At 56.1% G+C, this 22,861-nt stretch carries 21 protein-coding genes; 16 read left to right on the forward strand and 5 right to left on the reverse strand.

The window, feature by feature from the left end; translation table 11 throughout:
- Positions 1-89 precede the first annotated feature (89 nt).
- Positions 90-3,887 (forward strand): AsmA2 domain-containing protein YhdP, encoded by a 3,798-nt coding sequence (gene yhdP / locus PGR10_RS10010; RefSeq protein WP_087859172.1) that lies wholly within the window; start codon positions 90-92, stop codon positions 3,885-3,887.
- Positions 3,888-4,001: 114 nt separating this feature from the next.
- On the forward strand, positions 4,002-5,447 hold the full coding sequence (tldD, locus tag PGR10_RS10015) for a metalloprotease TldD (RefSeq protein WP_430923427.1): 1,446 nt from the start codon (positions 4,002-4,004) through the stop codon (positions 5,445-5,447).
- Positions 5,448-5,491: 44 nt separating this feature from the next.
- Here the strand turns inward: tldD and aaeR are convergent, their stop codons facing one another.
- On the reverse strand, positions 5,492-6,421 hold the full coding sequence (gene aaeR, locus PGR10_RS10020) for an HTH-type transcriptional activator AaeR (RefSeq protein ID WP_015703623.1): 930 nt from the start codon (positions 6,419-6,421) through the stop codon (positions 5,492-5,494).
- A gap of 130 nt (positions 6,422-6,551) precedes the next feature.
- Between aaeR and aaeX the strand changes: the two genes are divergently transcribed.
- The 4 genes from aaeX to PGR10_RS10040 all read left to right on the forward strand — a co-directional run bounded on the left by aaeX (position 6,552) and on the right by PGR10_RS10040 (position 10,028).
- Complete coding sequence (aaeX, locus tag PGR10_RS10025; protein ID WP_002918640.1) at positions 6,552-6,755, forward strand: p-hydroxybenzoic acid efflux pump operon protein AaeX; 204 nt, start codon at positions 6,552-6,554, stop codon at positions 6,753-6,755.
- Between the two features lie 7 nt (positions 6,756-6,762).
- Positions 6,763-7,695, forward strand: coding sequence for a p-hydroxybenzoic acid efflux pump subunit AaeA (aaeA, locus tag PGR10_RS10030; protein WP_213317947.1), 933 nt, complete (start codon positions 6,763-6,765; stop codon positions 7,693-7,695).
- Positions 7,696-7,700: 5 nt separating this feature from the next.
- On the forward strand, positions 7,701-9,668 hold the full coding sequence (gene aaeB / locus PGR10_RS10035) for a p-hydroxybenzoic acid efflux pump subunit AaeB (RefSeq protein WP_015369470.1): 1,968 nt from the start codon (positions 7,701-7,703) through the stop codon (positions 9,666-9,668).
- Positions 9,669-9,752: 84 nt separating this feature from the next.
- Complete coding sequence (locus PGR10_RS10040) at positions 9,753-10,028, forward strand: barstar family protein (protein WP_113375042.1); 276 nt, start codon at positions 9,753-9,755, stop codon at positions 10,026-10,028.
- 49 nt (positions 10,029-10,077) lie between these two features.
- Here PGR10_RS10040 and yhcN-B read toward each other — a convergent pair whose 3' ends face one another.
- The 3 genes from yhcN-B to argR all read right to left on the reverse strand — a co-directional run bounded on the left by yhcN-B (position 10,078) and on the right by argR (position 11,558).
- Entirely contained in the window at positions 10,078-10,344 is a 267-nt protein-coding gene (gene yhcN-B, locus PGR10_RS10045; RefSeq protein ID WP_015369472.1) for a DUF1471 family stress response protein YhcN-B, read from the reverse strand.
- Positions 10,345-10,444: 100 nt separating this feature from the next.
- On the reverse strand, positions 10,445-10,708 hold the full coding sequence (gene yhcN, locus PGR10_RS10050) for a peroxide/acid stress response protein YhcN (RefSeq protein ID WP_015369473.1): 264 nt from the start codon (positions 10,706-10,708) through the stop codon (positions 10,445-10,447).
- A 379-nt stretch (positions 10,709-11,087) separates the two neighbouring features.
- Entirely contained in the window at positions 11,088-11,558 is a 471-nt protein-coding gene (argR, locus tag PGR10_RS10055) for a transcriptional regulator ArgR (protein WP_015369474.1), read from the reverse strand.
- 540 nt (positions 11,559-12,098) lie between these two features.
- Between argR and mdh the strand changes: the two genes are divergently transcribed.
- The 10 genes from mdh to PGR10_RS10105 all read left to right on the forward strand — a co-directional run bounded on the left by mdh (position 12,099) and on the right by PGR10_RS10105 (position 21,768).
- A complete protein-coding gene (gene mdh / locus PGR10_RS10060) occupies positions 12,099-13,037 on the forward strand; it encodes a malate dehydrogenase (protein ID WP_045397222.1) in 939 nt (312 codons plus the stop codon).
- A gap of 132 nt (positions 13,038-13,169) precedes the next feature.
- Positions 13,170-13,799, forward strand: coding sequence for a GntR family transcriptional regulator (locus PGR10_RS10065; protein WP_113375041.1), 630 nt, complete (start codon positions 13,170-13,172; stop codon positions 13,797-13,799).
- Positions 13,786-14,451: a GntR family transcriptional regulator gene (locus tag PGR10_RS10070; protein WP_087859177.1), complete on the forward strand. Its 666-nt coding sequence runs from the start codon at positions 13,786-13,788 to the stop codon at positions 14,449-14,451. Before PGR10_RS10065 ends, PGR10_RS10070 begins: the two co-directional genes overlap by 14 nt.
- 200 nt (positions 14,452-14,651) lie before the next feature.
- On the forward strand, positions 14,652-15,920 hold the full coding sequence (locus PGR10_RS10075; protein WP_087859178.1) for an SLC13 family permease: 1,269 nt from the start codon (positions 14,652-14,654) through the stop codon (positions 15,918-15,920).
- 32 nt (positions 15,921-15,952) lie between these two features.
- The gene (gene ttdA / locus PGR10_RS10080; protein WP_430923428.1) at positions 15,953-16,852 is read left to right on the forward strand and encodes a L(+)-tartrate dehydratase subunit alpha; all 900 of its coding nucleotides are present in this window, start codon (positions 15,953-15,955) and stop codon (positions 16,850-16,852) included.
- Positions 16,852-17,469, forward strand: a complete 618-nt coding sequence (gene ttdB, locus PGR10_RS10085; RefSeq protein WP_015703618.1) for a L(+)-tartrate dehydratase subunit beta — start codon at positions 16,852-16,854, stop codon at positions 17,467-17,469. The genes ttdA and ttdB overlap by 1 nt, the downstream gene beginning before the upstream one ends.
- Before the next feature lie 142 nt (positions 17,470-17,611).
- Positions 17,612-17,860, forward strand: a complete 249-nt coding sequence (locus PGR10_RS10090; protein WP_087859670.1) for an oxaloacetate decarboxylase subunit gamma — start codon at positions 17,612-17,614, stop codon at positions 17,858-17,860.
- Positions 17,861-17,875: 15 nt separating this feature from the next.
- The gene (gene oadA, locus PGR10_RS10095; protein ID WP_430923429.1) at positions 17,876-19,639 is read left to right on the forward strand and encodes a sodium-extruding oxaloacetate decarboxylase subunit alpha; all 1,764 of its coding nucleotides are present in this window, start codon (positions 17,876-17,878) and stop codon (positions 19,637-19,639) included.
- 15 nt (positions 19,640-19,654) lie between these two features.
- Positions 19,655-20,956: an oxaloacetate decarboxylase subunit beta gene (locus PGR10_RS10100; protein ID WP_087859668.1), complete on the forward strand. Its 1,302-nt coding sequence runs from the start codon at positions 19,655-19,657 to the stop codon at positions 20,954-20,956.
- Positions 20,957-21,069: 113 nt separating this feature from the next.
- Entirely contained in the window at positions 21,070-21,768 is a 699-nt protein-coding gene (locus tag PGR10_RS10105; RefSeq protein ID WP_430923430.1) for a hypothetical protein, read from the forward strand.
- 28 nt (positions 21,769-21,796) lie between these two features.
- Here PGR10_RS10105 and degS read toward each other — a convergent pair whose 3' ends face one another.
- Positions 21,797-22,855 carry an outer membrane-stress sensor serine endopeptidase DegS gene (gene degS, locus PGR10_RS10110; RefSeq protein ID WP_015703614.1) on the reverse strand — a complete coding sequence of 353 codons (1,059 nt, stop codon included), beginning with the start codon at positions 22,853-22,855 and terminating at the stop codon, positions 21,797-21,799.
- Positions 22,856-22,861: the final 6 nt, after the last annotated feature.

Genomic DNA, 22,861 nt, shown 5'->3' on the forward strand with positions numbered 1-22,861 from the left:
CATTCAGCCTGTCGCTCCCGATGGCGTCGGGGGCGGGTAAACAGGCGGGCTGAAGGATAAAGCGTAACAGGCTGACAAGGAGAGATGCGTTGAGGCGATGGCCCGGGATATTACTGCTCACCGTGGCAACCGTGGTGGTGATTGTTGCGCTGCTGGTGAGTGGCCTGCGTCTGGCATTGCCGCAGCTAAATAACTGGCGTCCCCAACTGCTGGAGAAAATTACCGCGGTATCCGGGGTCGCGGTTGATGCCTCGCAGATCAACGCCAACTGGGAAAACTTCGGCCCGACGCTGGACGTTCGCGATATTAAAGCCACCTTGAAAGACGGTGGCGAAATGACGATCAAACGGGTTACCCTTGCGCTCGACGTCTGGCAAAGCCTGCTACATATGCGCTGGCAGTTCCGCGACCTGACCTTTTGGCAGCTGCAAATTCACACCAATACGCCCATCCAGACTAACGACGACGGCGCAAGTCTGAAGACCGATCGCATCAGCGATCTGTTCCTGCGTCAGTTTGACCACTTTATTCTCCGTGATAGCCATTTAAGCTTCCTGACGATTTCCGGTCAGCGTGCTGAACTGGCGATCCCACAGCTGACCTGGCTTAACGGTAAAAACCGCCACCGCGCCGAGGGGCAACTGAGCCTTTCGAGTCTCACCGGCCAGCACGGCGTCATGCAGGTGCGGATGGATTTACGTGACGAGAACGGCCTGCTCAACAAGGGGCGCCTCTGGTTACAGGCCGATGACATCGACGTTAAACCCTGGCTCGGACGCTGGATGCAGGACAACATAGCCCTGCAGAGCGCGCGCTTTAGTCTCGAAGGCTGGATGACTATCGATAAAGGCGATGTCGCCAGCGGTGATGTATGGCTGAAAAAAGGCGGTGCCAGCTGGCAGGGTGATAAACATCTGCATAAGCTGTCGGTGGATAACCTGACGGCGCATATCACACGCGAAAATCAAAGCTGGGCATTTCATATCCCCGACACGCGGATCTCGATAGACGGCAAGGCCTGGCCGCGCGGCGCGCTGGCGATGGCGTGGATCCCGGCGCAGGAAGTGGGTGGTAATAACAATCAGCGCAGCGATGAACTGCGCATCCGCGCCAGCAATCTCGATCTTGGCGGCCTGACCGGTCTGCAACCGATGGCCGATAAGCTGGCGCCGAGCTTCGGCGAAGTCTGGCGAACCACCCAGCCGAGCGGAAAAATTAACCTGTTGGCGTTAGATATCCCGCTGCAGGCAACGGAGAAGACCCGTTTCCAGGCTGACTGGAGCGATCTGGCGTGGAAGCAGTGGAAACTGTTGCCGGGGGCCGAGCACTTTTCCGGCAGCCTGAGCGGCAGCGTGGAAAACGGCGAACTGCGCGCGCATATGACCCAGGCGAAAATGCCTTATGAAACGGTCTTTCGCGCGCCGCTGGAGATAGCCCAGGGCGATGCGACCCTGAGCTGGGAGAAGAACAGCAAGGGCTTTATGCTGGATGGCCGCGATATCGACGTGCAGGCAACCGGCGTTCGCGCGCGCGGCGGCTTCCGCTATCTGCAGCCGGAAGGCGATGAGCCGTGGTTAGGCATCCTGGCGGGCATCAGCACTAACGACGGCGGCCAGGCGTGGCGTTATTTCCCGGAAAACCTGATGGGCAAAGCGCTGGTGGATTACCTTAGCGGCGCAATTAAGGGCGGACAGGCCAGCAACGCTACCCTGGTTTACGGCGGCAACCCGCATCTGTTCCCTTATGAGCATAACGAAGGCCAATTCCAGGTCTCGGTACCGCTGAAGAACGCGACCTTCGCCTTCCAGCCGGACTGGCCGGCGCTGACCGGATTAGATATCAACCTTAACTTCGTCAATAACGGCCTGTGGATGAAGGCGGATAAAGCGATGCTGGGCAACGTCACCGCCAGCAACCTTGACGCGGTGATCCCTGACTATTCCCATGAAAAACTGTTTATCGATGCCGATGTTAACGGTCCAGGCAAAGAGGTTGGCCCTTATTTCAAACAGACCCCGCTGAAGGACACGCTCGGCTCGGCGCTGGATGAACTACAGCTTGATGGTAATGTGAGCGCTCGCTTACATCTTGCTATCCCGCTCGATGGCGAGATGACCACCGCCAAAGGCGATGTGCGGCTGAAAAATAACGATCTGTTTATCAAGCCGATTGACGCGACGCTGAAGAATCTCAATGGTCAGTTCAGCTTTGAGAATGGAGATTTAAAAAGCGGGCCGCTAAGCGCGACCTGGTTTAATCAACCGCTGAACCTCAATTTCACCACCACGGAAGGGGCGAAAGCCTTCCTCGTTGACGTCGGCATGAACGCTAATTGGCAGCCGACGCGTACCGGCCTGCTGCCGAAAGCGGTCAACGATGAACTCAGCGGCAGCGTCCCCTGGGATGGCAAAGTGGCCATTGAGTTACCGTATCGCGGTAGCGCGAGCTACAAAGTCGATATCAACGGCGATCTGAGAAATGTGAGTAGTCACTTACCTGCGCCGGTGAATAAATCGGCGGGCGAACCGTTGCCGGTGAAAATCAACGTGACCGGCGGCTTAAACAGCTTCGATCTGACCGGCAATATCGGCAGCAAGAACCACGTCAATAGTCGCTGGCTGCTGAATAATAAGCTGACGCTCGACCGGGCGATTTTGACCTCCGACAGCAAAGCGATTCCTTCGCTGCCTGAAGCATCAGGCGTCGAGCTGAACATGCCGGCGATGGATGGCGCGCAATGGCTGGCGTTGTTCCAGCGGGGGGCCGTCAACGAAGTGAGCAGTAATATGGCCTTCCCGGAGCGCGTGACGCTTCGTACACCGTCGCTGGCCTTCGCCGGACAGAACTGGAATAACGTCAGTCTGGTTTCCCAGCCTGACGGTAGCGGCTCGAAGGTGGAGGCGCAGGGGCGTGAAATCAACGCCACGTTGACGATGCATAAGAACGCGCCCTGGCTGGCGGCCATTCGCTATCTCTATTACAACCCTTCCAGCGATAACAACGGCACGGTGAAAAAAGAGAGCGGCCCGCTGGCTGATACGCGTCTGGATTTCCGCGGCTGGCCTGATTTACAGCTGCGCTGTAAAGAGTGCTGGCTGTGGGGGCAAAAGTATGGGCGAATCGACGGTGACTTCAATATCAAGGGCGATACGCTCACCCTCAGCAATGGCCTGGTGGATACCGGCTTTGGCCGCCTCACTACCGATGGCGTCTGGGTGAATGCGCCCGGCGGCGTGCGTACCTCGCTGAAAGGCAAGCTGCACGGTAATAAAACGGACGACTTCGTGAACTTCTTCGGTGTTTCGACGCCGGTGAAAGGGTCGTCGTTTGATGTCGATTACGATCTGCACTGGCGCGCGCCGCCATGGCAGCCTGATGTCGCTTCGCTGAACGGGATCCTCAAAAGCCGCCTCGGCAAAGGCGAGTTTACTGACCTGAGCACTGGTCATGCCGGTCAGCTGTTAAGGCTATTGAGCGTTGATGCGCTGCTGCGTAAGCTACGCTTCGATTTCAGCGACACCTTCCAGGAAGGGTTCTGGTTCGATTCAATTCGCAGTACGGCGTGGATTAAAGACGGCGTGCTGAATACGGATGATACGCTGGTGGATGGGCTTGAAGCCGACATCGCGATGAAAGGTTCGGTCGATCTGGTGCGCCGTCGTTTAGATTTACAAGCGGTGGTGGCGCCGGAAATTTCGGCAACCGTGGGCGTAGCGGCGGCATTCGCCGTCAACCCGATTGTCGGCGCGGCGGTGTTTGCCGCCAGCAAGGTGCTTGGGCCGCTGTGGAACAAAGTATCGATTCTGCGCTATCGCATTACGGGTCCAATCGATCAGCCGGAAATCAATGAAGTGCTGCGCCAGGCGCGCAGCAACAAAAAGCAATGATTTGACGAGTACGGGGAATTATCGCACTCTCAATAGAGAGTATTTTCTCCCCGTCATCTTTTTCGCCGCATGGCATTTCCCTGTGTCAGGCGGCAACAAACGAGTAGCGTAACGATGAGTTTGAACCTGGTAAGTGAACAATTACTGTCGGCAAATGGCCTGAACCATCAGGACCTGTTTGCCATTCTTGGCCAACTGGCTGAGCGCCGTCTCGATTACGGCGATCTTTATTTTCATTCGAGCTATCACGAATCCTGGGTTCTGGAAGACAGCATCATCAAAGATGGGTCGTACAATATTGACCAGGGCGTAGGCGTCCGGGCGGTAAGCGGCGAAAAAACCGGTTTTGCCTATGCGGACCAAATCAGCAAACTGGCGCTTGAGCAGAGTGCCCAGGCGGCGCGTACTATCGTCCGCGACCATGGCGACGGCAAAGTGCAGACGCTCGGCGCGGTGGAATACAGCTCTCTCTATACCAGCGTCGATCCGCTGCAGAGCATGAGCCGCGAAGAGAAACTGGATATCCTGCGCCGCGTTGATAAGGTGGCGCGTGCTGCCGATAAGCGCGTGCAGGAAGTTTCCGCCAGCCTGAGCGGCGTCTACGAGCTTATCCTGGTGGCGGCAACGGACGGAACGCTGGCCGCTGATGTTCGTCCGCTGGTTCGTCTCTCCGTGAGCGTGCTGGTGGAAGAAGACGGCAAACGCGAGCGCGGCGCCAGCGGCGGCGGCGGACGGTTTGGCTATGATTATTTCCTCGCGCCGCTGGATGGCGACGTACGGGCGGATGTCTGGGCGCGTGAAGCGGTACGTATGGCATTAGTCAATCTGTCCGCGGTTGCCGCGCCAGCCGGAATGCTGCCGGTGGTGCTTGGCGCGGGCTGGCCTGGCGTGCTGCTGCATGAAGCCGTCGGCCACGGCCTGGAAGGTGACTTTAACCGTCGCGGCACCTCGGTCTTCAGCGGTCACATGGGCGAATTAGTCGCCTCTGAACTGTGCACCGTCGTGGATGACGGCACCATGGCCGATCGCCGTGGTTCGGTCGCGATTGATGACGAAGGTACGCCGGGTCAATACAACGTGCTTATCGAAAACGGCGTCCTGAAAGGTTATATGCAGGATAAGCTCAACGCGCGTTTAATGGGCGTTGCGCCGACCGGTAATGGTCGCCGTGAATCCTATGCGCATCTGCCGATGCCGCGGATGACCAACACCTATATGCTGGCCGGTAAGTCGACGCCGCAGGAGATTATCGAATCGGTCGATTACGGTATCTATGCGCCGAACTTCGGCGGCGGCCAGGTGGATATTACCTCCGGTAAATTTGTCTTCTCGACCTCGGAAGCCTATCTGATTGAAAAAGGCAAAGTGACTAAAGCAGTCAAAGGCGCGACGCTAATCGGTTCCGGTATCGAAGCGATGCAGCAGATTTCTATGGTCGGTAACGACCTGAAGCTGGATAGCGGCGTTGGCGTGTGCGGTAAAGAAGGGCAGAGCGTACCGGTCGGCGTCGGCCAGCCGACGCTGAAAGTCGACAACCTTACCGTTGGCGGCACCGCCTGATAACGGCTGGTCCCGGCGGCGCGAAGCCGCTGCCGGGAAGTCAATTAACGGGTCATCCCGCGCCCGTGCATTCCCTGATAAATCTTCGCCACTTCGACGAAATAATCCGTCAGATAGTTAATACACACCTGCACCTTCAGCGGCAGTTTGTCTTTTTCGGTATACAGCGCATAGACCGGTCGCGGATCCGATTGATAGCTCGGCAGCAGGATCTCCAGTTCGCCGCGATTGATCTCGTCGATCGCCCACATCAGCGGAACGTAGGCCACGCCAACGCCGGCAGTCAGCCAGCGGATCAGCGTCATCGGGTCGTTGGTGACAAAGCGTCCTTGTGGGATCAGGCGTGTTGAGATCCCCTCCGGGGCGATAATTTCGAACTCATTATCTGGCCGTACGCTATATTCCAGCCACGAATGGCTGGCAAGATCCGCCGGTTTTTCCGGGCATCCCGCGTGCTGGAGATAGCTTTTCGCCGCGCAGAGCACCATTGGCATCGAGCCCAGCCGCCGCGAGAAGAGGCTGGAATCCTGCAACGCGCCGACGCGTATCACCACGTCGAGGCCGTCGGCAATCAGGTCCGGGGCGGGGATGCCGGTCACCAGATTAATCGATAAACCCGGATATTCTTTGAGCATTTCGGCGGTTATGCGCGCCAGCACATTCTGTGCCATAGTTGAAGAGCTACCGATGCGCAGCGTGCCGATAGGGGTATTGTTGAAGGCATACAGCTGTTCATGGACGTCCTGCGCTTCAAAGAGCATTCTTCGGCAGCCCTGGTAATAAATTTTACCCGCTTCTGTTAAGCCCAGGCTGCGGGTGCTGCGGTTGAGCAGCTTTACCTGTAGCTCGTCTTCCAGTTTAGCAACGGTCTGGCTGATAGATGAAACGCTCATCTGGAGCTGGCGTGCGGCGGCGGTGAAAGAGCCCAGCTCAACCACTTTGGCGAACACCGACATACGTTTTAGTCGTTCCATTATTCACTCTGGCTTAAAAGTGATTTAGATCACATATTATAGATAAGGCTGCAATTGTTACGTTAATATATAGTTAGCTACATAATAAACGCATCACGCTACCACCTGTACGCTTCTTATCAAGGTCATCATGAGTCTGTTTCCTGTCATAGTGATTTTCGGCCTATCGTTTCCGCCGATCTTCTTTGAGCTGCTATTGTCGCTAGCCATCTTCTGGCTGGTGCACCGTTTGCTGGTTCCGACCGGTATTTATGATTTTGTCTGGCACCCTGCACTGTTTAATACTGCGCTGTATTGCTGTCTGTTTTATCTGATATCGCGCTTGTTCGTTTGAGGTCGATGTGAAAACACTAACAAGAAATATCCTGCGTACTGCCATCACTGTGATACTGGTTATTCTGGCGTTTATCGCTATTTTTCGCGCATGGGTGTACTACACCGCGTCGCCGTGGACGCGCGATGCGCGCTTTAGCGCCGATATTGTCGCCATCGCGCCGGACGTGTCGGGGCTTATTTCGCAGGTGAATGTCAAGGATAACCAACTGGTTAAGAAAGACCAGGTATTGTTCGTTATTGACCAACCTCGTTACCAAAAAGCGCTGGCGGAGGCGGAAGCCGACGTCTCCTATTACCAGACGCTGGCTCAGGAAAAACGCGTTGAAGCCGGGCGCCGTAACAGGCTCGGCGTGCAGGCCATGTCGCGCGAAGAGATTGACCAGGCCAACAACGTGCTGCAAACCGTTGAGCATCAGCTGGCGAAAGCGGTGGCCAGCCGCGATTTAGCCAAACTGGATCTTGAACGTACGGTGATTCGTGCGCCAGCCGATGGCTGGGTGACCAACCTGAACGTCTACGCCGGCGAATTCATTACCCGCGGTTCGACCGCGGTCGCTTTGGTTAAACAAAATACCTTCTACGTGATGGCCTATCTGGAAGAGACCAAACTGGAAGGCGTGCGTCCGGGCTATCGTGCCGAAATCACTCCGCTCGGCAGTAGTAAGGTGATAAAAGGTACCGTTGACAGCGTTGCCGCGGGCGTGACTAACGCCAGCAGCAGCAGCGATGCGAAAGGCATGGCTTCCGTTGACTCCAACCTTGAGTGGGTACGTCTGGCGCAGCGCGTGCCGGTACGTATCCGTCTTGACCAGCAGCAGGGCAACCTCTGGCCGTCGGGCACCACCGCGACCGTTGTCATTACCGGTAAAGAAGATCGCGACGCCAGCCAGGCCAACTTCTTCCAGAAAGTCGCCATGCGCTTGCGTGAGTTTGGTTAATCGCCATGGGGACCTATACCATTGCTCCCCGGCATCTCCGCTTTGCCATTAAGCTTGCATGCGCGGTGGTGCTGGCGCTGTTTGTCGGCTTTCATTTTCAGCTTGAGACGCCGCGTTGGGCCGTACTGACCGCAGCTATCGTGACCGCCGGCCCGGCATTTGCCGCCGGCGGTGAACCCTATTCCGGGGCGATTCGTTACCGTGGAATGTTGCGTATTGCCGGGACGTTTATCGGCTGTATTGCCGCGCTGGCGATCATTATCCTCATGATCCGCGCGCCGCTATTGATGATGCTGGTCTGCTGTCTCTGGGCCGGTTTCTGCACCTGGATCTCCTCGCTGGTGAAGGTGGAAAACTCCTACGCCTGGGGGCTGGCGGGTTATACGGCGCTGATTATCATCATCACCATTCATACTGACCCGATGCTGGCGCCGCAGTTTGCCGTCGAGCGCTGTAGCGAAATCGTCATCGGGATCGTCAGCGCCATCGTCGCTGACCTGCTATTTTCCCCGCGCTCCATCAAAAAAGAGATCGACCTCGAACTGGATAACCTGCTATTGGATCAGTATCGCCTGATGCAGCTTTGTGTCGCCCATGGCGATAGCGAGGTGGTGGACAAAGCCTGGGGAGCGCTGGTGCGCCGTACTGCCGCACTGGAAGGAATGCGCGGCAATCTGATCATGGAATCTTCGCGCTGGTCGAAGGTAAACCAGCGGCTAAAGGCGATCAACACGCTATCGCTGACGCTGATTACTCAGGCCTGCGAAACCTATCTGATCCAGAACTCACGCCCGGAGATGGTGACTGACGACTACCGCGAGCTGTTCGCTGAGCCAGTGGAAACGGTACAGGATGTGCATCAACAGCTTAAGCGTATGCGCCGCTTCCTGACCTGGAAAGGTGAACACAATACGCCGGTCACTATTTATAGCTGGGTCGGCGCGGCGACGCGTTACCTGCTGCTCAAGCGCGGCGTGGTTGGCAACACCAAAATCAGCCGTATTGAAGATGAAGTTCTACGCGGCGAGACGGTGGTGAAGGTTGAGTCCGCCGAACGTCACCACGCGATGGTTAACTTCTGGCGAACCTCCATTTCCTGTATTCTCGGCACCCTGTTCTGGCTATGGACCGGCTGGACATCCGGTAGCGGGGCGATGGTTATGATTGCCGTGGTGACCGCGCTGGCGATGCGCCTGCCTAACCCGCGAATGGTGGCCTTAGACTTCCTCTATGGCACCCTTGCCGCTTTACCGCTCGGCGCGCTGTTCTTCCTTGTCGTCATGCCTGCGACGCAGCAGAGTATGCTGCTATTGTGTATCAGCCTTGCCGCGATGGCGTTCTTTATCGGCATTGAGGTACAAAAGCGGCGGTTGGGATCGCTGGGGGCTTTAGCGAGCACCATCAATATTCTGGTGCTGGATAACCCGATGCAGTTCCAGTTTAGCCAGTTCCTCGATAGCGCCCTGGGGCAGATTGTCGGCTGTTTCCTCGCGCTGATGGTAATTCTGTTAGTGCGTGATAACTCGCAGGCCCGCACCGGACGGGTGTTATTGAACCAGTTCGTCTCGGCGGCGGTCTCTTCGCTCACCACGAATAGCGCCCGGCGTAAAGAGAACCATTTGCCGGCACTGTATCAACAGCTGTTTTTACTGCTGAACAAGTTTCCCGGCGATATCGCCCGCTTCCGGCTGGCGCTGACGCTGATTATCGCGCACCAGCGCCTACGCGATGCCCCGGTACCGGTAAACGAGGATCTGTCGGCCTTCCACCGCCAGCTGCGGCGAACCGCCGATCATGTTATCTCCGCCGGCAGCGACGATAAGCGCCGCCGTTACTTTACCCGTCTGCTGGAAGAGCTTGATGTTTATCAGGAAAAACTCCTTCACTGGCAGGCGTCGCCCCAGGTTACTGAGCCGGTGCGACGGCTGGTGGATATGCTGAAAAAATATCAACACGTGCTCACCAATAGCTAACCTGCGAACCGACGCCCCGGCGTCGGTTTTTTTATCGCTATACTTATTTGGTGTAGAGGGACAGAGCGGAAGGGGCGGCGGGCAATGACTGTTTATACCTTTGATTTTGATGAAATAGCTGAGCAACAGGATTTCTATCGTGAGTTTTCCCGCGCCTTCGCGCTACCGGATAAGCAGGTGGATAACCTTGACGCGCTGTGGAGCGCGGTGACGGGAGGGCGCTTACCGTTCCCGCTGGAGATTGAATTTGTCCATCTGGATGAAAAACAGCGTCGTCGCTTTGGCGCGTTAATTTTGCTGTTCGATGAAGCGGAAGAGGAGCTGGAAGGACAACTACGTTTCAATGCCCGTTGGGCATAAAAAAGCCCCCGGCAGGCGGGGGCAAGTCGTCGGATAAGACGACGAGGGTTTATTTGTACAACTCAGCAGTCGCGTGCCAGCTGTCGCCGGTACGAGCTTCAATAATACGGTAGCTGCTGGCGCCTTCTTTCTCGGCTTTAGCCGCCAGTTCCTGGCGCATATCCATTGGCGCGCTACCTACTTGCGATACAGAGATAGTGCCCATTGGTTGCAGGTTTTGTGCTTGATCGGCGTTCACTTGCTGTACGGCTGCGCTTGCGCCGAACGAGAGAACAGATGCCAGACCCAGGGATGCGATGATAATTGCGCTTTTCATAATCTTGACTCCAACCTTATGTGCAGCGGCGGGAGATTTCATATGAACCCAGGCCGCTGAAGAGATACTGTTTCAGTTAATGACCGACAATCGTTAAAGCTTATTTATAAAGTTCAGCAGTGGCGTGCCAATGGTCGCCGGTGCGAGCTTCGATAATGCGATAAGAAGAAGCACCTTCTTCTTGTGCTTTTTTGTTCAGCATTTCATGCATATCCATCGGGGAAGAACCTACCGCGCCGATAGATACGGTGCCCAGTGACTGGCGGCTTTCCGCTTGAGTGCTGTTGATTGAATCAGCGGCGAAAGCGCCAAAGGACAGTACGGATAGCATGCTGAGTGCGGCTACAGTGGTTTTGATTTTCATGATGTTCACCTCGTCGAATTTTATTATTAGGGGGCTTTGTTTCGTGACCCTCATCACAAAATCAAGTATACACTAATCACCAAAAATATTAATACCATGCTAATTGTTTTCAGTGTAAATAATTTCCAAGAAATGTCGTTTTTATAACGTATAAGAATTAGAAATGTCATTCATGGGGTGAATGTCATGATTATTTATATTTAAATCAAATAGATATTGCGCTTTGATCTTTTGTGCGCTTTAGCCGTTATCATTCGGTAAAGGAATGTATAGAGGTGGAAAACCACACTAAATGTTAAAAAAATGCTGCTTTATTTGAAGGTTTGGGGATAGCATTTTGCGGGGAAGAACCCTCTGGCAGGAACCAGAGGGGAAGCGCTTAGAGTTCCTGTTCGAACAGGACCAGAATCGCGTCGTAGAGATCTTTAACGGAAAAACCGCGGGCAGGGGTGGTAAAGATAGTGTCATCACCCGCGATACTACCCAGAATACCTTCGGCTTTGCCTAAGGAATCCAGCAGGCGTGCGATCAGCTGCGCCGCGCCGGGGCTGGTGTGGATCACTACCACTGCATCGTTATAATCGATGTCCAGCACCAGGTTTTTCAGCGGGCTGGAGGTCGTCGGCACGCCGAGTTCGGCAGGCAAACAGTAGACCATTTCCATTTTGGCGTTACGCGTGCGAACGGCGCCAAACTTTGTCAGCATGCGGGAAACTTTCGATTGGTTGATGTTCTCGAAACCTTCTTCCTGCAGCGCCTGAACGATTTCGCCTTGCGAGCTGAATTTTTCTTCTTTAAGCAGCGATTTAAACGCTTTAACCAGTTCTTCTTGTTTTGCCGAACTACGCATAAGTCACCCAGATTATGGTGGTAAAAACAACATCATTATGCATACAAGTGCATTTTTATGCAAATAATCCGCAAAGGAATAGCGTAAATAATGTTATGAAAGGCGCATATTTTAGCAAATAACCCTGATGAGGAACATGCCTGCATCACAGCGGGTAAATTGCTGTAAAAGTGAAATAAATGTTATGAAATTGATATTGTTTTGCCGAGCGAGCTGGGTGTATTGTAACCAATAGTCGATCCGGTACTACGGCTTTGCTGGATGGCCAGTCTCAGGAAGAAAAATGCGAATTTGCTGCATCATTGCGCGTACCCCGCATTCTTCAGCCATAATTATTGTAATTGTTCATCTTGTGAATTAAGGTCCAGGCGACGGAATAACGAAAGACTATACCCGTCATACTTTGAGCTGCATGGGCGTTGGCTGCAATCGTTCACCCCAGTCACTTACTTCAGTAAGCTCTTGGGGATTCACTCTTTTGCCGCCTTCCTGCAACTCGAATTATTTAGGGTGTAAATTAACCATAATAAGGAGTTTAGGATGAAAGTTGCAGTCCTCGGCGCCGCTGGTGGAATCGGCCAGGCGCTTGCCCTACTACTTAAGACCCAACTGCCTTCAGGTTCAGAGCTCTCGTTGTACGACATCGCTCCGGTTACGCCGGGCGTGGCGGTAGATCTAAGTCATATTCCCACAGATGTAAAAATCAAAGGTTTCTCCGGTGAAGATGCTACCCCGGCGCTGGAAGGCGCTGATGTGGTGCTGATTTCCGCCGGCGTCGCGCGTAAGCCCGGCATGGATCGCTCCGACTTATTTAATGTTAATGCCGGTATCGTTAAAAACCTGGTGCAGCAGATTGCGAAAACCTGTCCGCAGGCCTGCATCGGTATTATCACCAACCCGGTAAATACCACCGTCGCTATCGCCGCCGAAGTGCTGAAAAAAGCCGGCGTGTACGATAAAAACAAACTGTTTGGCGTTACCACTCTCGATATCATTCGTTCTAATACTTTTGTCGCCGAGCTCAAAGGCAAGTCGGCCACCGAGGTTGAAGTTCCGGTCATTGGCGGCCACTCTGGCGTCACTATCCTGCCTTTATTGTCGCAGATTTCTGGCGTCAGCTTTAGCGAGCAGGAAGTCGCGGATCTCACTAAACGTATTCAAAACGCCGGGACGGAAGTCGTGGAAGCGAAAGCGGGCGGCGGGTCGGCAACACTCTCTATGGGCCAGGCCGCTGCGCGTTTCGGGCTCTCACTGGTGCGTGCCATGCAGGGTGAAAAAGGCGTGGTTGAATGTGCCTACGTCGAAGGCGACGGCCAGTATGCCCGTTTCTTCTCGCAGCCGCTGCTGTTGGGCAAAAATGGCGTGGAAGAGCGCCAGTCCATCGGTAAACTCAGCGCTTTTGAACAACAGGCGCTGGAAGGCATGCTGGATACGCTGAAGAAAGATATCGCCCTCGGCGAAGATTTCGTCAACAAGTAACGTCTCGTTAGCAGAAAAGCCGGAACCGTCGTTCCGGCTTTTTTATCACCTCATCTCCCTGGCGAATGCGCCGCCTGGCGGCTAAATCTGCTAAAATCCCCCGCGTCTTAAGCCCCAAGCAATGAGGACGTTGTGAAAAAGATCGACAGAAAGCAGACCAGGGACCACATTACGCAAATTATTCGCTATCAAATTCTTTCCGGAGCGATGAAAGCGGGAGATGAGCTGGCGCAGGAGAGTATTGCCGAGCAGCTAGGGCTTTCACGTATGCCGGTTAGAGAAGCGTTGCAGTCTCTTGAACAAGAGGGGTTTCTGGTGCGCTTGCCTAACCGTCATATGCAGGTATCAAAGCTGGTGCCCGATGATGTTAGCCATATTTTTCGCGTGATAGCGGTGATGGCTGCCGAACTGTTCACTCTCGTGCCGGCAAACCAGGGGGAATTGCTGCTCGGGCGCGCGCAGGCCCTGGCGCAGCCTGGCGACAAAACTCGCGAACTGGATTTTCATCAGTTACTGATTTCCTATCTTGATAACCGTTATCTGGCGAAGGCATATCAGCAATTTTTGGATGGTTATATCTCTTATGTCATCCTGTATCTGAAAGACGATAGCCAGGAATCGGCACTGATACTACATGAACTGGCTGGAGCCATTAGCCGCGGCGATGCGGGGAATATTGCTCAGGCAACACAGCGTTATTTCCTCATGCTTGCGGAAATTATGCGTCAACATATGAAGGATTGGGAAAGTGCAGAAGCCTAAATTAGGGAAAATTAAGCTTCTTTCGGCGAAAGAGCAGGTCGCGGCGGTATTACGCAAAGCGATTCTTTCGCGGGATTTAGTGGAAGGGCAGGAGATAACTCTCGAAGGCATTGCCCGCATGGTTGGGGTTTCCAGCATGCCGGTGCGCGAAGCGTTTCAGATTTTAGCCGCCGATGGCCTGATTAAAGTTCGCCCCAATAAAGGGGCGGTGGTGTTAGGGATCAACGAGCAGACGATTCGCGAGCATTATGAAATTCGCGCGCTGCTGGAAAGTGAGGCGGTGGCGAAGGCATCTCGTCCCGGCACGGATATTTCGCGCATTGCCCAGGTACACTACTCAGCAGAAAAAGCGCTGGCCGATAATAATTTCACTGAATATTCCGACCTGAATCAGGCTTTCCATATGGAGATCTGGAATGCCGCGGGCAACGAAAAAATGAAGATGCTGCTCTGCAACATGTGGAACGGACTGTCGATGGGGCACAAGGTCACCGAAGCGGAGTATGCGGCTATCTCGATACAGGAACATAAAGAGATTTTACAGGCACTTGAACAGCATAATGAAGAGCTGGCGCGTCAGCGCATGCGCGAGCATATTATTCGCTCAATGGAAAATATGCTCACGCGATACCTTCCCGAAACCTCTGTATAGCGCTAAAGCCTGCTGGTTTTAGTCGCATTCATCAACGCTATTAATCATCTCTTGTGACGATCTGCAGAGGATCTTGATGCAGATCGCACTGCGCGATCTTTGTGTAAAAACGCATTGACTTACTTTTTGCATGGGCATAATTTCTCCCTCGTCAATATTGGATACAATATCATATATCATTGATAGGGATAATTATAAATATGGAACCGATTACCATCACCTTATGTTTGCTGGTGTTCGCTATCGTCATGTTCGTCTGGGAGAAGGTGCCTTTGGCAGTGACTTCCATGGTGGTCTGCGTGGCGTTAGTGCTCACCGGCGTGTTGGATCTAAAACAAGCTTTTGCCGGTTTTATCGACTCCAACGTCATTCTTTTTGTCGCCATGTTCATCGTCGGCGGGGCGTTATTTGAAACCGGAATGGCCAATAAAGTCGGTGGGGTGATCACTCACTTCGCCAAAACCGAAAAACAGCTGATTTTCACCATCATGGTGGTTGTCGGCGTGATGTCGGGTTTTCTTTCCAACACCGGTACGGCGGCGGTACTGATCCCGGTAGTGATTGGCGTGGCGGCGAAATCGGGTTTTGCCCGCTCTCGTTTACTGATGCCGCTGGTATTTGCCGCCGCGCTCGGCGGTAACCTGTCGCTGATTGGCGCGCCCGGCAACCTGATCGCGCAATCGGCGTTGCAGAATATCGGTAGCGGGTTTGGCTTCTTTGAGTATGCGAAGGTGGGTTTACCGATGCTGCTCTGTGGCATCCTCTATTTCCTGACTATCGGCTATAAATTCCTGCCTGCTACCGCGAATGGCGGTGAAGTCGGTAGCGTCGGCGAACAGCGAGATTACAGCCACGTTCCGCGCTGGAAACAGATCCTGTCTCTGGTGGTGCTGATCGCCACGATCCTCGGCATGATTTTTGAGAAACAGACCGGCATTAGCCTGACGGTGGCAGGCTGTATCGGTGCGTTAGTTCTGGTGTTTACCGGCGTGCTAACGGAAAAGCAGGCCTATAAAGCGATTGATTCACAGACTATTTTCATTTTTGGCGGCACGCTGGCGCTGGCAAAAGCGCTGGAAATGACCGGTGCTGGGAAGCTGGTTGCCGATCATGTCATCGGCATGCTGGGCCAGAACTCTTCCCCGTTCATGTTGATGGCGGTGGTCTTTGCGCTGTCCGTCATCATGACCAACTTTATGTCCAATACCGCCACCGTCGCGCTACTGGTACCGGTGAGTTTGTCGATCGCGGCCGGTATGGGCGCCGATCCGAAAGCGGTTTTGATGGCGACCGTTATCGGCAGCTCCTGCGCCTACGCGACGCCGATCGGCATGCCCGCCAACATGATGGTGCTATCGGCCGGCGGCTATAAGTTTGTCGATTACGCCAAATCCGGCCTTCCTCTGATTCTCGTTTCTACCATTGTCAGCCTCGTACTGCTGCCAATTCTTTTCCCTTTTCACCCGTAATTTACGGACGCTGTTCTGACTAAGGAGCCTTTATGAGCAAAAGCGAACAGATATCCCGAATGACCGATATTATGGCCAAATTCGTGGGATATACCGGCAAAGTATTGCCTGATGACGTCACTGCAAAACTGAAAGAGTTGCATAAAAAAGAGACCAGCCATCTGGCGGATGTCATCTTTACCACCATGATTGAAAACCAGCGTCTGGCGAAAGAGCTGGATCGTCCGTCTTGCCAGGACACCGGCGTGATTCAGTTTTTGGTTGAGTGCGGCGCCAACTTCCCGCTGATTGGCCAGCTGGAAGCGCTGCTGCGCGAATCGGTGATTAAAGCCACCGTGGATTCTCCGCTGCGCCACAACAGCGTAGAGACCTTTGACGAATACAACACCGGTAAAAACGTGGGTAAAGGTACGCCGACGGTATTCTGGGAGATTGTCCCTGATTCTGACCAGTGCAGTATTTACACCTATATGGCCGGCGGCGGCTGCTCGCTGCCGGGTAAAGCGATGGTGCTAATGCCGGGCGCTGGATACGAAGGCGTAACTCGTTTCGTGCTGGATGTCATGACCAGTTATGGCCTGAACGCCTGTCCGCCGCTGCTGGTTGGCGTTGGCGTCGCGACTTCCGTTGAAACCGCGGCGCTACTGTCGAAGAAAGCGCTGATGCGCCCGGTGGGGTCGCGCAATGAGAATGAACGCGCCGCATCGCTGGAGAAAATGCTCGAAGACGGCATTAATAAAATCGGCCTTGGCCCGCAGGGAATGTCCGGTAACACCTCGGTGATGGGCGTCAATATCGAAAATACCGCGCGCCATCCTTCCACCATCGGCGTGGCGGTCAACGTTGGCTGCTGGTCGCACCGCAAAGGACATATCGTTTTCGATAAAGATTTGAATTACACCATTACGTCTCACACAGGAGTGGCTTTCTGATGACTAAAAAAATACTGACTACGCCAATTAAAGATGAAGATTTAGCTGATATTAAAGCGGGCGATATTATTTATCTCAATGGTCATATTGTTACCTGTCGTGATGTTGCTCATCGTCGTTTGATTGAAGGCGGACGTGAATTACCGGTCAACGTTGCCGGCGGCGCGATATTACATGCCGGGCCCATTGTGCGGCCGATTAAAGGTACGGAAGATAAATTTGAAATGGTTTCTGTTGGGCCAACCACCAGTATGCGCATGGAGAAATTTGAAAAAGAATTTATTGCTAAGACCGGTGTGAAATTAATTGTCGGCAAAGGCGGCATGGGTAAGGGGACCGAAGAGGGCTGTGCCGAACATAAAGCGCTCCACTGCGTCTTCCCGGCCGGCTGCGCGGTGGTCGCCGCGGTCTGTGTAGAAGAAATTGAAGATGCTCAGTGGCGTGATTTGGGGATGCCGGAAACCTTATGGGTTTGCCGGGTGAAAGAGTTCGGTCCACTGATTGTGTCGATCGATACCCACGGGAATAACCTGTTTGAGCAGAATAAAGTGATATTTAATCAGCGCAAAGAGATTGTCGCTGATGAAATCTGTCAGCACGTAAGTTTTATTAAATAACTCCCGGTTAAATATATTGCGCAGTAGTGGCGAAAATTAATTTCCGCGATAAAGAGGCTTCTGACTATGTGGTCTGGGGAAATCCACTCGGCTATCGCGGCTGTTTATTACGCCATTATTGCGCCCCTCCAAAGGCTATTTTATGACTGATGCTGCGCTGTTAGGCGAAGGCTTCACCCTGATGTTTCTTGGCATGGGCTTCGTGCTGCTGTTTCTGCTGCTGCTCATTTTCGCCATCCGGGGGATGTCCGTCGCCGTTACCCGTCTGTTCCCTGAGCCGCCTGCCGCGCCCAAAGCGGCGCCCGCGGCCGTCGCGCCCGCCGACGACTTCGCCCGTTTAAAACCGGCGATTGTCGCCGCCATTCACCACCATCGCCGCCTTAATCCTTAATTCACGGAGGAATTTATGACCGTTGCCATTACCGATGTCGTCCTGCGCGACGCCCACCAGTCCCTGTTCGCCACCCGTCTGCGTCTCGACGATATGCTGCCCGTTGCGGCCGCGCTCGACGACGTCGGCTACCGCTCGCTGGAATGCTGGGGCGGTGCCACCTTTGACGCCTGCATCCGCTTCCTCGGCGAGGACCCGTGGCTCCGCCTGCGCGAGCTGAAAAAGGCGATGCCGAAAACCCCGCTGCAGATGCTGCTGCGCGGCCAGAACCTGCTCGGCTACCGCCACTACGCCGACGACGTGGTGGAGCGCTTCGTGGAGCGCGCCGTCAAAAACGGCATGGACGTGTTCCGCGTCTTTGATGCCATGAACGACCCGCGCAACATGCAGGCCGCCCTGCAGGCGGTCCGCCGCCACGGCGCCCACGCCCAGGGCACCCTCAGCTACACCACCAGCCCGGCGCACACCCTGCAGACCTGGCTCGACCTCACCGAACAGCTGCTGGAGACCGGCGTCGACTCCATCGCCATCAAGGACATGTCCGGCATCCTCACCCCGCATGCCGCCTTTGAGCTGGTCAGCGAAATCAAAAAACGCTATGACGTCACCCTGCACCTGCACTGCCACGCCACCACCGGCATGGCGGAAATGGCGCTGCTGAAGGCCATTGAAGCCGGTGTCGACGGCGTTGATACCGCCATCTCCTCGATGAGCGCCACCTACGGCCACCCGGCTACCGAAGCGCTGGTGGCCACCCTCGCCGGCACGCCGTACGACACCGGCCTCGATATCCACAAGCTGGAGAGCATCGCCGCGTACTTCCGCGAGGTACGCAAAAAATACCACGCCTTCGAAGGCCAGCTGAAAGGCACCGACAGCCGCATCCTGGTCGCCCAGGTGCCGGGCGGGATGCTCACCAACCTCGAAGGCCAGCTGAAACAGCAGAGCGCCGCCCACCGGCTGGATGAGGTGCTGGCGGAAATTCCCCGCGTGCGCGAGGACCTCGGCTTCATCCCGCTGGTCACCCCGACCTCGCAGATAGTCGGCACCCAGGCGGTGCTCAACGTGCTGGGCGGCGAGCGCTACAAAACCATTGCGAAGGAGACCGCCGGTATCCTGAAAGGCGAATACGGCCACACCCCGGCGCCGGTTAACGCCGCCCTGCAGGCGCGGGTGCTCAACGGCGCCGACGCCGTCACCTGCCGCCCGGCGGATTTACTCAAGCCGGAGCTGGCGGAGCTTGAAGCCGACGTGAAACGCCAGGCGCAGGAGAAGGGCATCACGCTTGCCGATAACGCCATCGACGACGTGCTCACCGTGGCGCTGTTCTCGCAAATCGGCCTGAAGTTCCTCGAAAACCGCCACAACCCGGCGGCCTTTGAGCCCGTGCCGCAGGTGGAAGAGACAAAATCTGCCGCGCCGGCAAAAGCCGCCGCCTCCGGCGTCTACACCGTCGAAGTGGAAGGCAAAGCCTTCGTGGTCAAGGTCAGCGACGGCGGTGACGTCAGCCAGCTCAGCGCCGCTACGCCGGTAGCCAGCGCGCCCGCAGCCGCCCCGGCAGGCGCCGGCACCCCGGTGACCGCGCCGCTGGCGGGCACTATCTGGAAGGTGCTGGCCAGCGAAGGCCAGGCGGTGGCGGAGGGCGAGGTGCTGCTGATTCTGGAAACCATGAAGATGGAAACCGAAATCCGCGCCGCGCAGGCCGGTACCGTACGCGGTATCACGGTGAAATCCGGCGATGCGGTGGCGGTCGGCGACACCCTGCTGCAGCTGGCGTAAGGACGAGGAGCGCAAATGGAAAGTCTGAACGCCCTGATTCAGGGCATGGGGCTGATGCACCTGGGGGCCGGCCAGGCGGTGATGCTGCTGGTCAGCCTGCTGCTGCTGTGGCTGGCGATTGCGAAAAAGTTCGAGCCGTTACTGCTGCTGCCGATTGGCTTCGGCGGCCTGCTCTCCAATATTCCGGAGGCCGGGCTGGCGCTGAGCGCGCTGGAAAACCTGCTGGCCCATCACGACCCGGTCCAGCTGGCGGTGATTGCCGCGAAGCTCAACTGCGCGCCGGATGTCCACGCCATCAAGGAGGCGCTGGCCCTGGCCCTGCCGTCGGTGCAGGGGCAGATGGAGACGCTGGCGGTGGACATGGGCTACTCCTCCGGGGTGCTGGCCATCTTCTATAAGGTGGCGATTGGCTCGGGTATCGCGCCGCTGGTGATCTTTATGGGCGTCGGGGCAATGACCGATTTCGGCCCGCTGCTGGCCAACCCGCGCACCCTGCTGCTGGGGGCGGCGGCGCAGTTCGGGATCTTCGCCACCGTGCTCGGGGCGCTGGCGCTGAACTACTTCGGCTTCATCCACTTCACCCTGCCGCAGGCGGCGGCCATCGGCATCATCGGCGGCGCCGACGGCCCGACGGCCATCTACCTGTCGAGCAAGCTGGCGCCGGAGCTGCTGGGGGCCATCGCGGTGGCCGCCTACTCCTACATGGCGCTGGTGCCGCTGATCCAGCCGCCGATCATGAAGGCGCTGACCAGCGACAAAGAGCGGAAGATTCGCATGGTGCAGCTGCGTACGGTGAGCAAACGCGAGAAGATCCTCTTCCCGGCGGTGCTGTTGCTGCTGGTGGCGCTGCTGCTACCGGACGCCGCGCCGCTGCTGGGGATGTTCTGCTTCGGCAACCTGATGCGCGAAAGCGGCGTGGTGGATCGTCTGAGCGATACGGTGCAGAACGCGCTGATTAACATCGTCACCATCTTCCTCGGGCTGTCGGTGGGGGCCAAACTGGTGGCGGACAAGTTCCTGCAGCCGCAGACGCTGGGGATCCTGCTGCTGGGGGTGATCGCCTTCTGCGTGGGCACCGCGGCCGGGGTGATCATGGCGAAGCTGATGAACGTGTTCAGTAAACACAAGATCAACCCGCTGATTGGCTCGGCGGGGGTGTCGGCGGTGCCGATGGCGGCGAGGGTGTCCAACAAGGTGGGTCTGGAAGCGGACGGGCAGAACTTCCTGCTGATGCACGCGATGGGCCCGAACGTGGCCGGGGTGATCGGCTCGGCGATCGCCGCCGGGGTGATGCTCAAGTACGTGCTGGCGATGTAAGCCGGCATCCTTCCCGGATGGCGGCTGGCGCCTTATCCGGGCTACCGGTCCGCTCCGGTTTGTTGCCCCGGTAAGCGCAGCGCGAGCCGGGAATTTTCCCTGAGGAGGCTTTGATGAATGAAACGATAGCATTACGTCCTGCCAGCAGGTCATCGGCAAAAGAGGGAGTCGTTGATGACACCCTGGCGTCGCTGGAGGAGCTTGAACAACTGCACCCGGCGCTGAATCTGCTGGCGCACCCGTCAATCGACCATGGCAGCCATGATTTCTTTGTCTGTTGTTATGACGCGGGTGTACAGCATGCGCAGACCGGGGAGGATGAAACGGTAGCGGCGTTGCTGGGTTCGCGGACGCATGAGCAGCAAAGGAGCGGCCTGCTTTGCGCCGCCGCCGGGCATCTGGATGCGCTGCGCCAGCCGCTGACGCATAACCGTTTATGCGATCTGGCCGGGCAGATGTGCGCCAGCGTGGCGCAGGCTGATAGTGAATCGCGCAGCGGTTTCTACAGCGTACGCAGTATCTCGCTGCCGGTGTATCGACGATTGCTGCGGGACAGTCATTCGCACAGCGTTTGTTTACAGCAGTCGCTGCTGCATTTGCTGGCCTGGAAGAGTGAATCGCCGTGGGCGCGGCAGCAGGCGCAACGGCTGCTGTGGCAGGGCGGGGTTCTCGGCGAGAGAGGGGAGTTCGCGTTACTGACGCTGGATGATGAACTGCGGGAGCGGCAGATCCGCTGGCCATCGTTGCGGTCGTTACTGGCGGTGACCGGGTTTCTGGCCAGATTCCCGGCCGGACCGCTGTTTGTTGATTAATCGCGCTCCGATAACGGAGCGCTAATCGTTAATTTGTCGCCGGATATTCCTGTACCGCCACGTGCAGGGTGATTTTCTTATCATCACGCATGATGACCACCGGGATTTCTGAACCCGGGCGAATTTCTGCGACCTGGTCCATGGTTTCCAGCGCCGAAACCGCTGGTTTATCGTTCACCGAGATGATCACGTCATTAGCGCGGATCCCCGCCTGCGCCGCCGGGCCATCCGGGGCGACGTCATTGACGACGATCCCCTGGATCTGATCCATGCCGCCGCTCTGCGCATGCATCGGCGCGATCTCGCGGCCGCTGATCCCGATGTAACCGCGGATCACCCGGCCGTCACGGATCAGTTTATCCATGATCTTGGTCGCCAGCTGGAACGGGATGGCAAAGCCGATCCCTTCCGGCGTTTCGCCGTCATTGCTCTTATCGAATGACAGGGTGTTAATACCCATCAGTTCACCTAGCGAGTTGACCAGCGCGCCGCCGGAGTTGCCGTGGTTGATAGAAGCATCGGTTTGCAGGAAATTCTGCCGCCCGGTAGGGTTCAGGCCGATACGACCGGTCGCGCTGATGATGCCCTGGGTGATGGTTTGCCCGAGGTTATACGGGTTGCCTATCGCCAGTACTACATCGCCGATGTGTGGAACGCGTTTCGGGTTAATCGGGATGACCGGCAGGCCGCCGCTGGCGTTGATTTTGAGCACCGCCAGGTCGGTCAGGGTATCAGAACCGACCAACAGGGCTTCAAATACCCGTCCATCCTGCAAAGCGATGATTATCTGATCGGCATCGTTGATGACGTGCTTGTTGGTGAGGATATATCCGCGTTGGTCCATGATAACGCCGGATCCAAGCGTCAGCTGGTTATGGCTGGTGCTGTTCAGCGCGCGGTTATAGACGTTGACCACCGCAGGCGCGGCGCGTCTTACCGCAGCATTATAGCTGGCGGGCGATTCATCAGCGGTATCGCTCGGCGTCGCCGATGATAGCTGCCACTGGCGCAGCGAAGGCATCGCCGCCAGCAGGATGCCGCCGACGATTAAACCGATAAGGACTGAACGTAAAAGCTTTCCTGGCATGATGCG

Origin of the sequence: Klebsiella sp. 141198 (assembly GCF_050600785.1) — a bacterium.
In the GTDB taxonomy this organism is placed as follows: Bacteria; Pseudomonadota; Gammaproteobacteria; order Enterobacterales; family Enterobacteriaceae; genus Klebsiella; species Klebsiella aerogenes.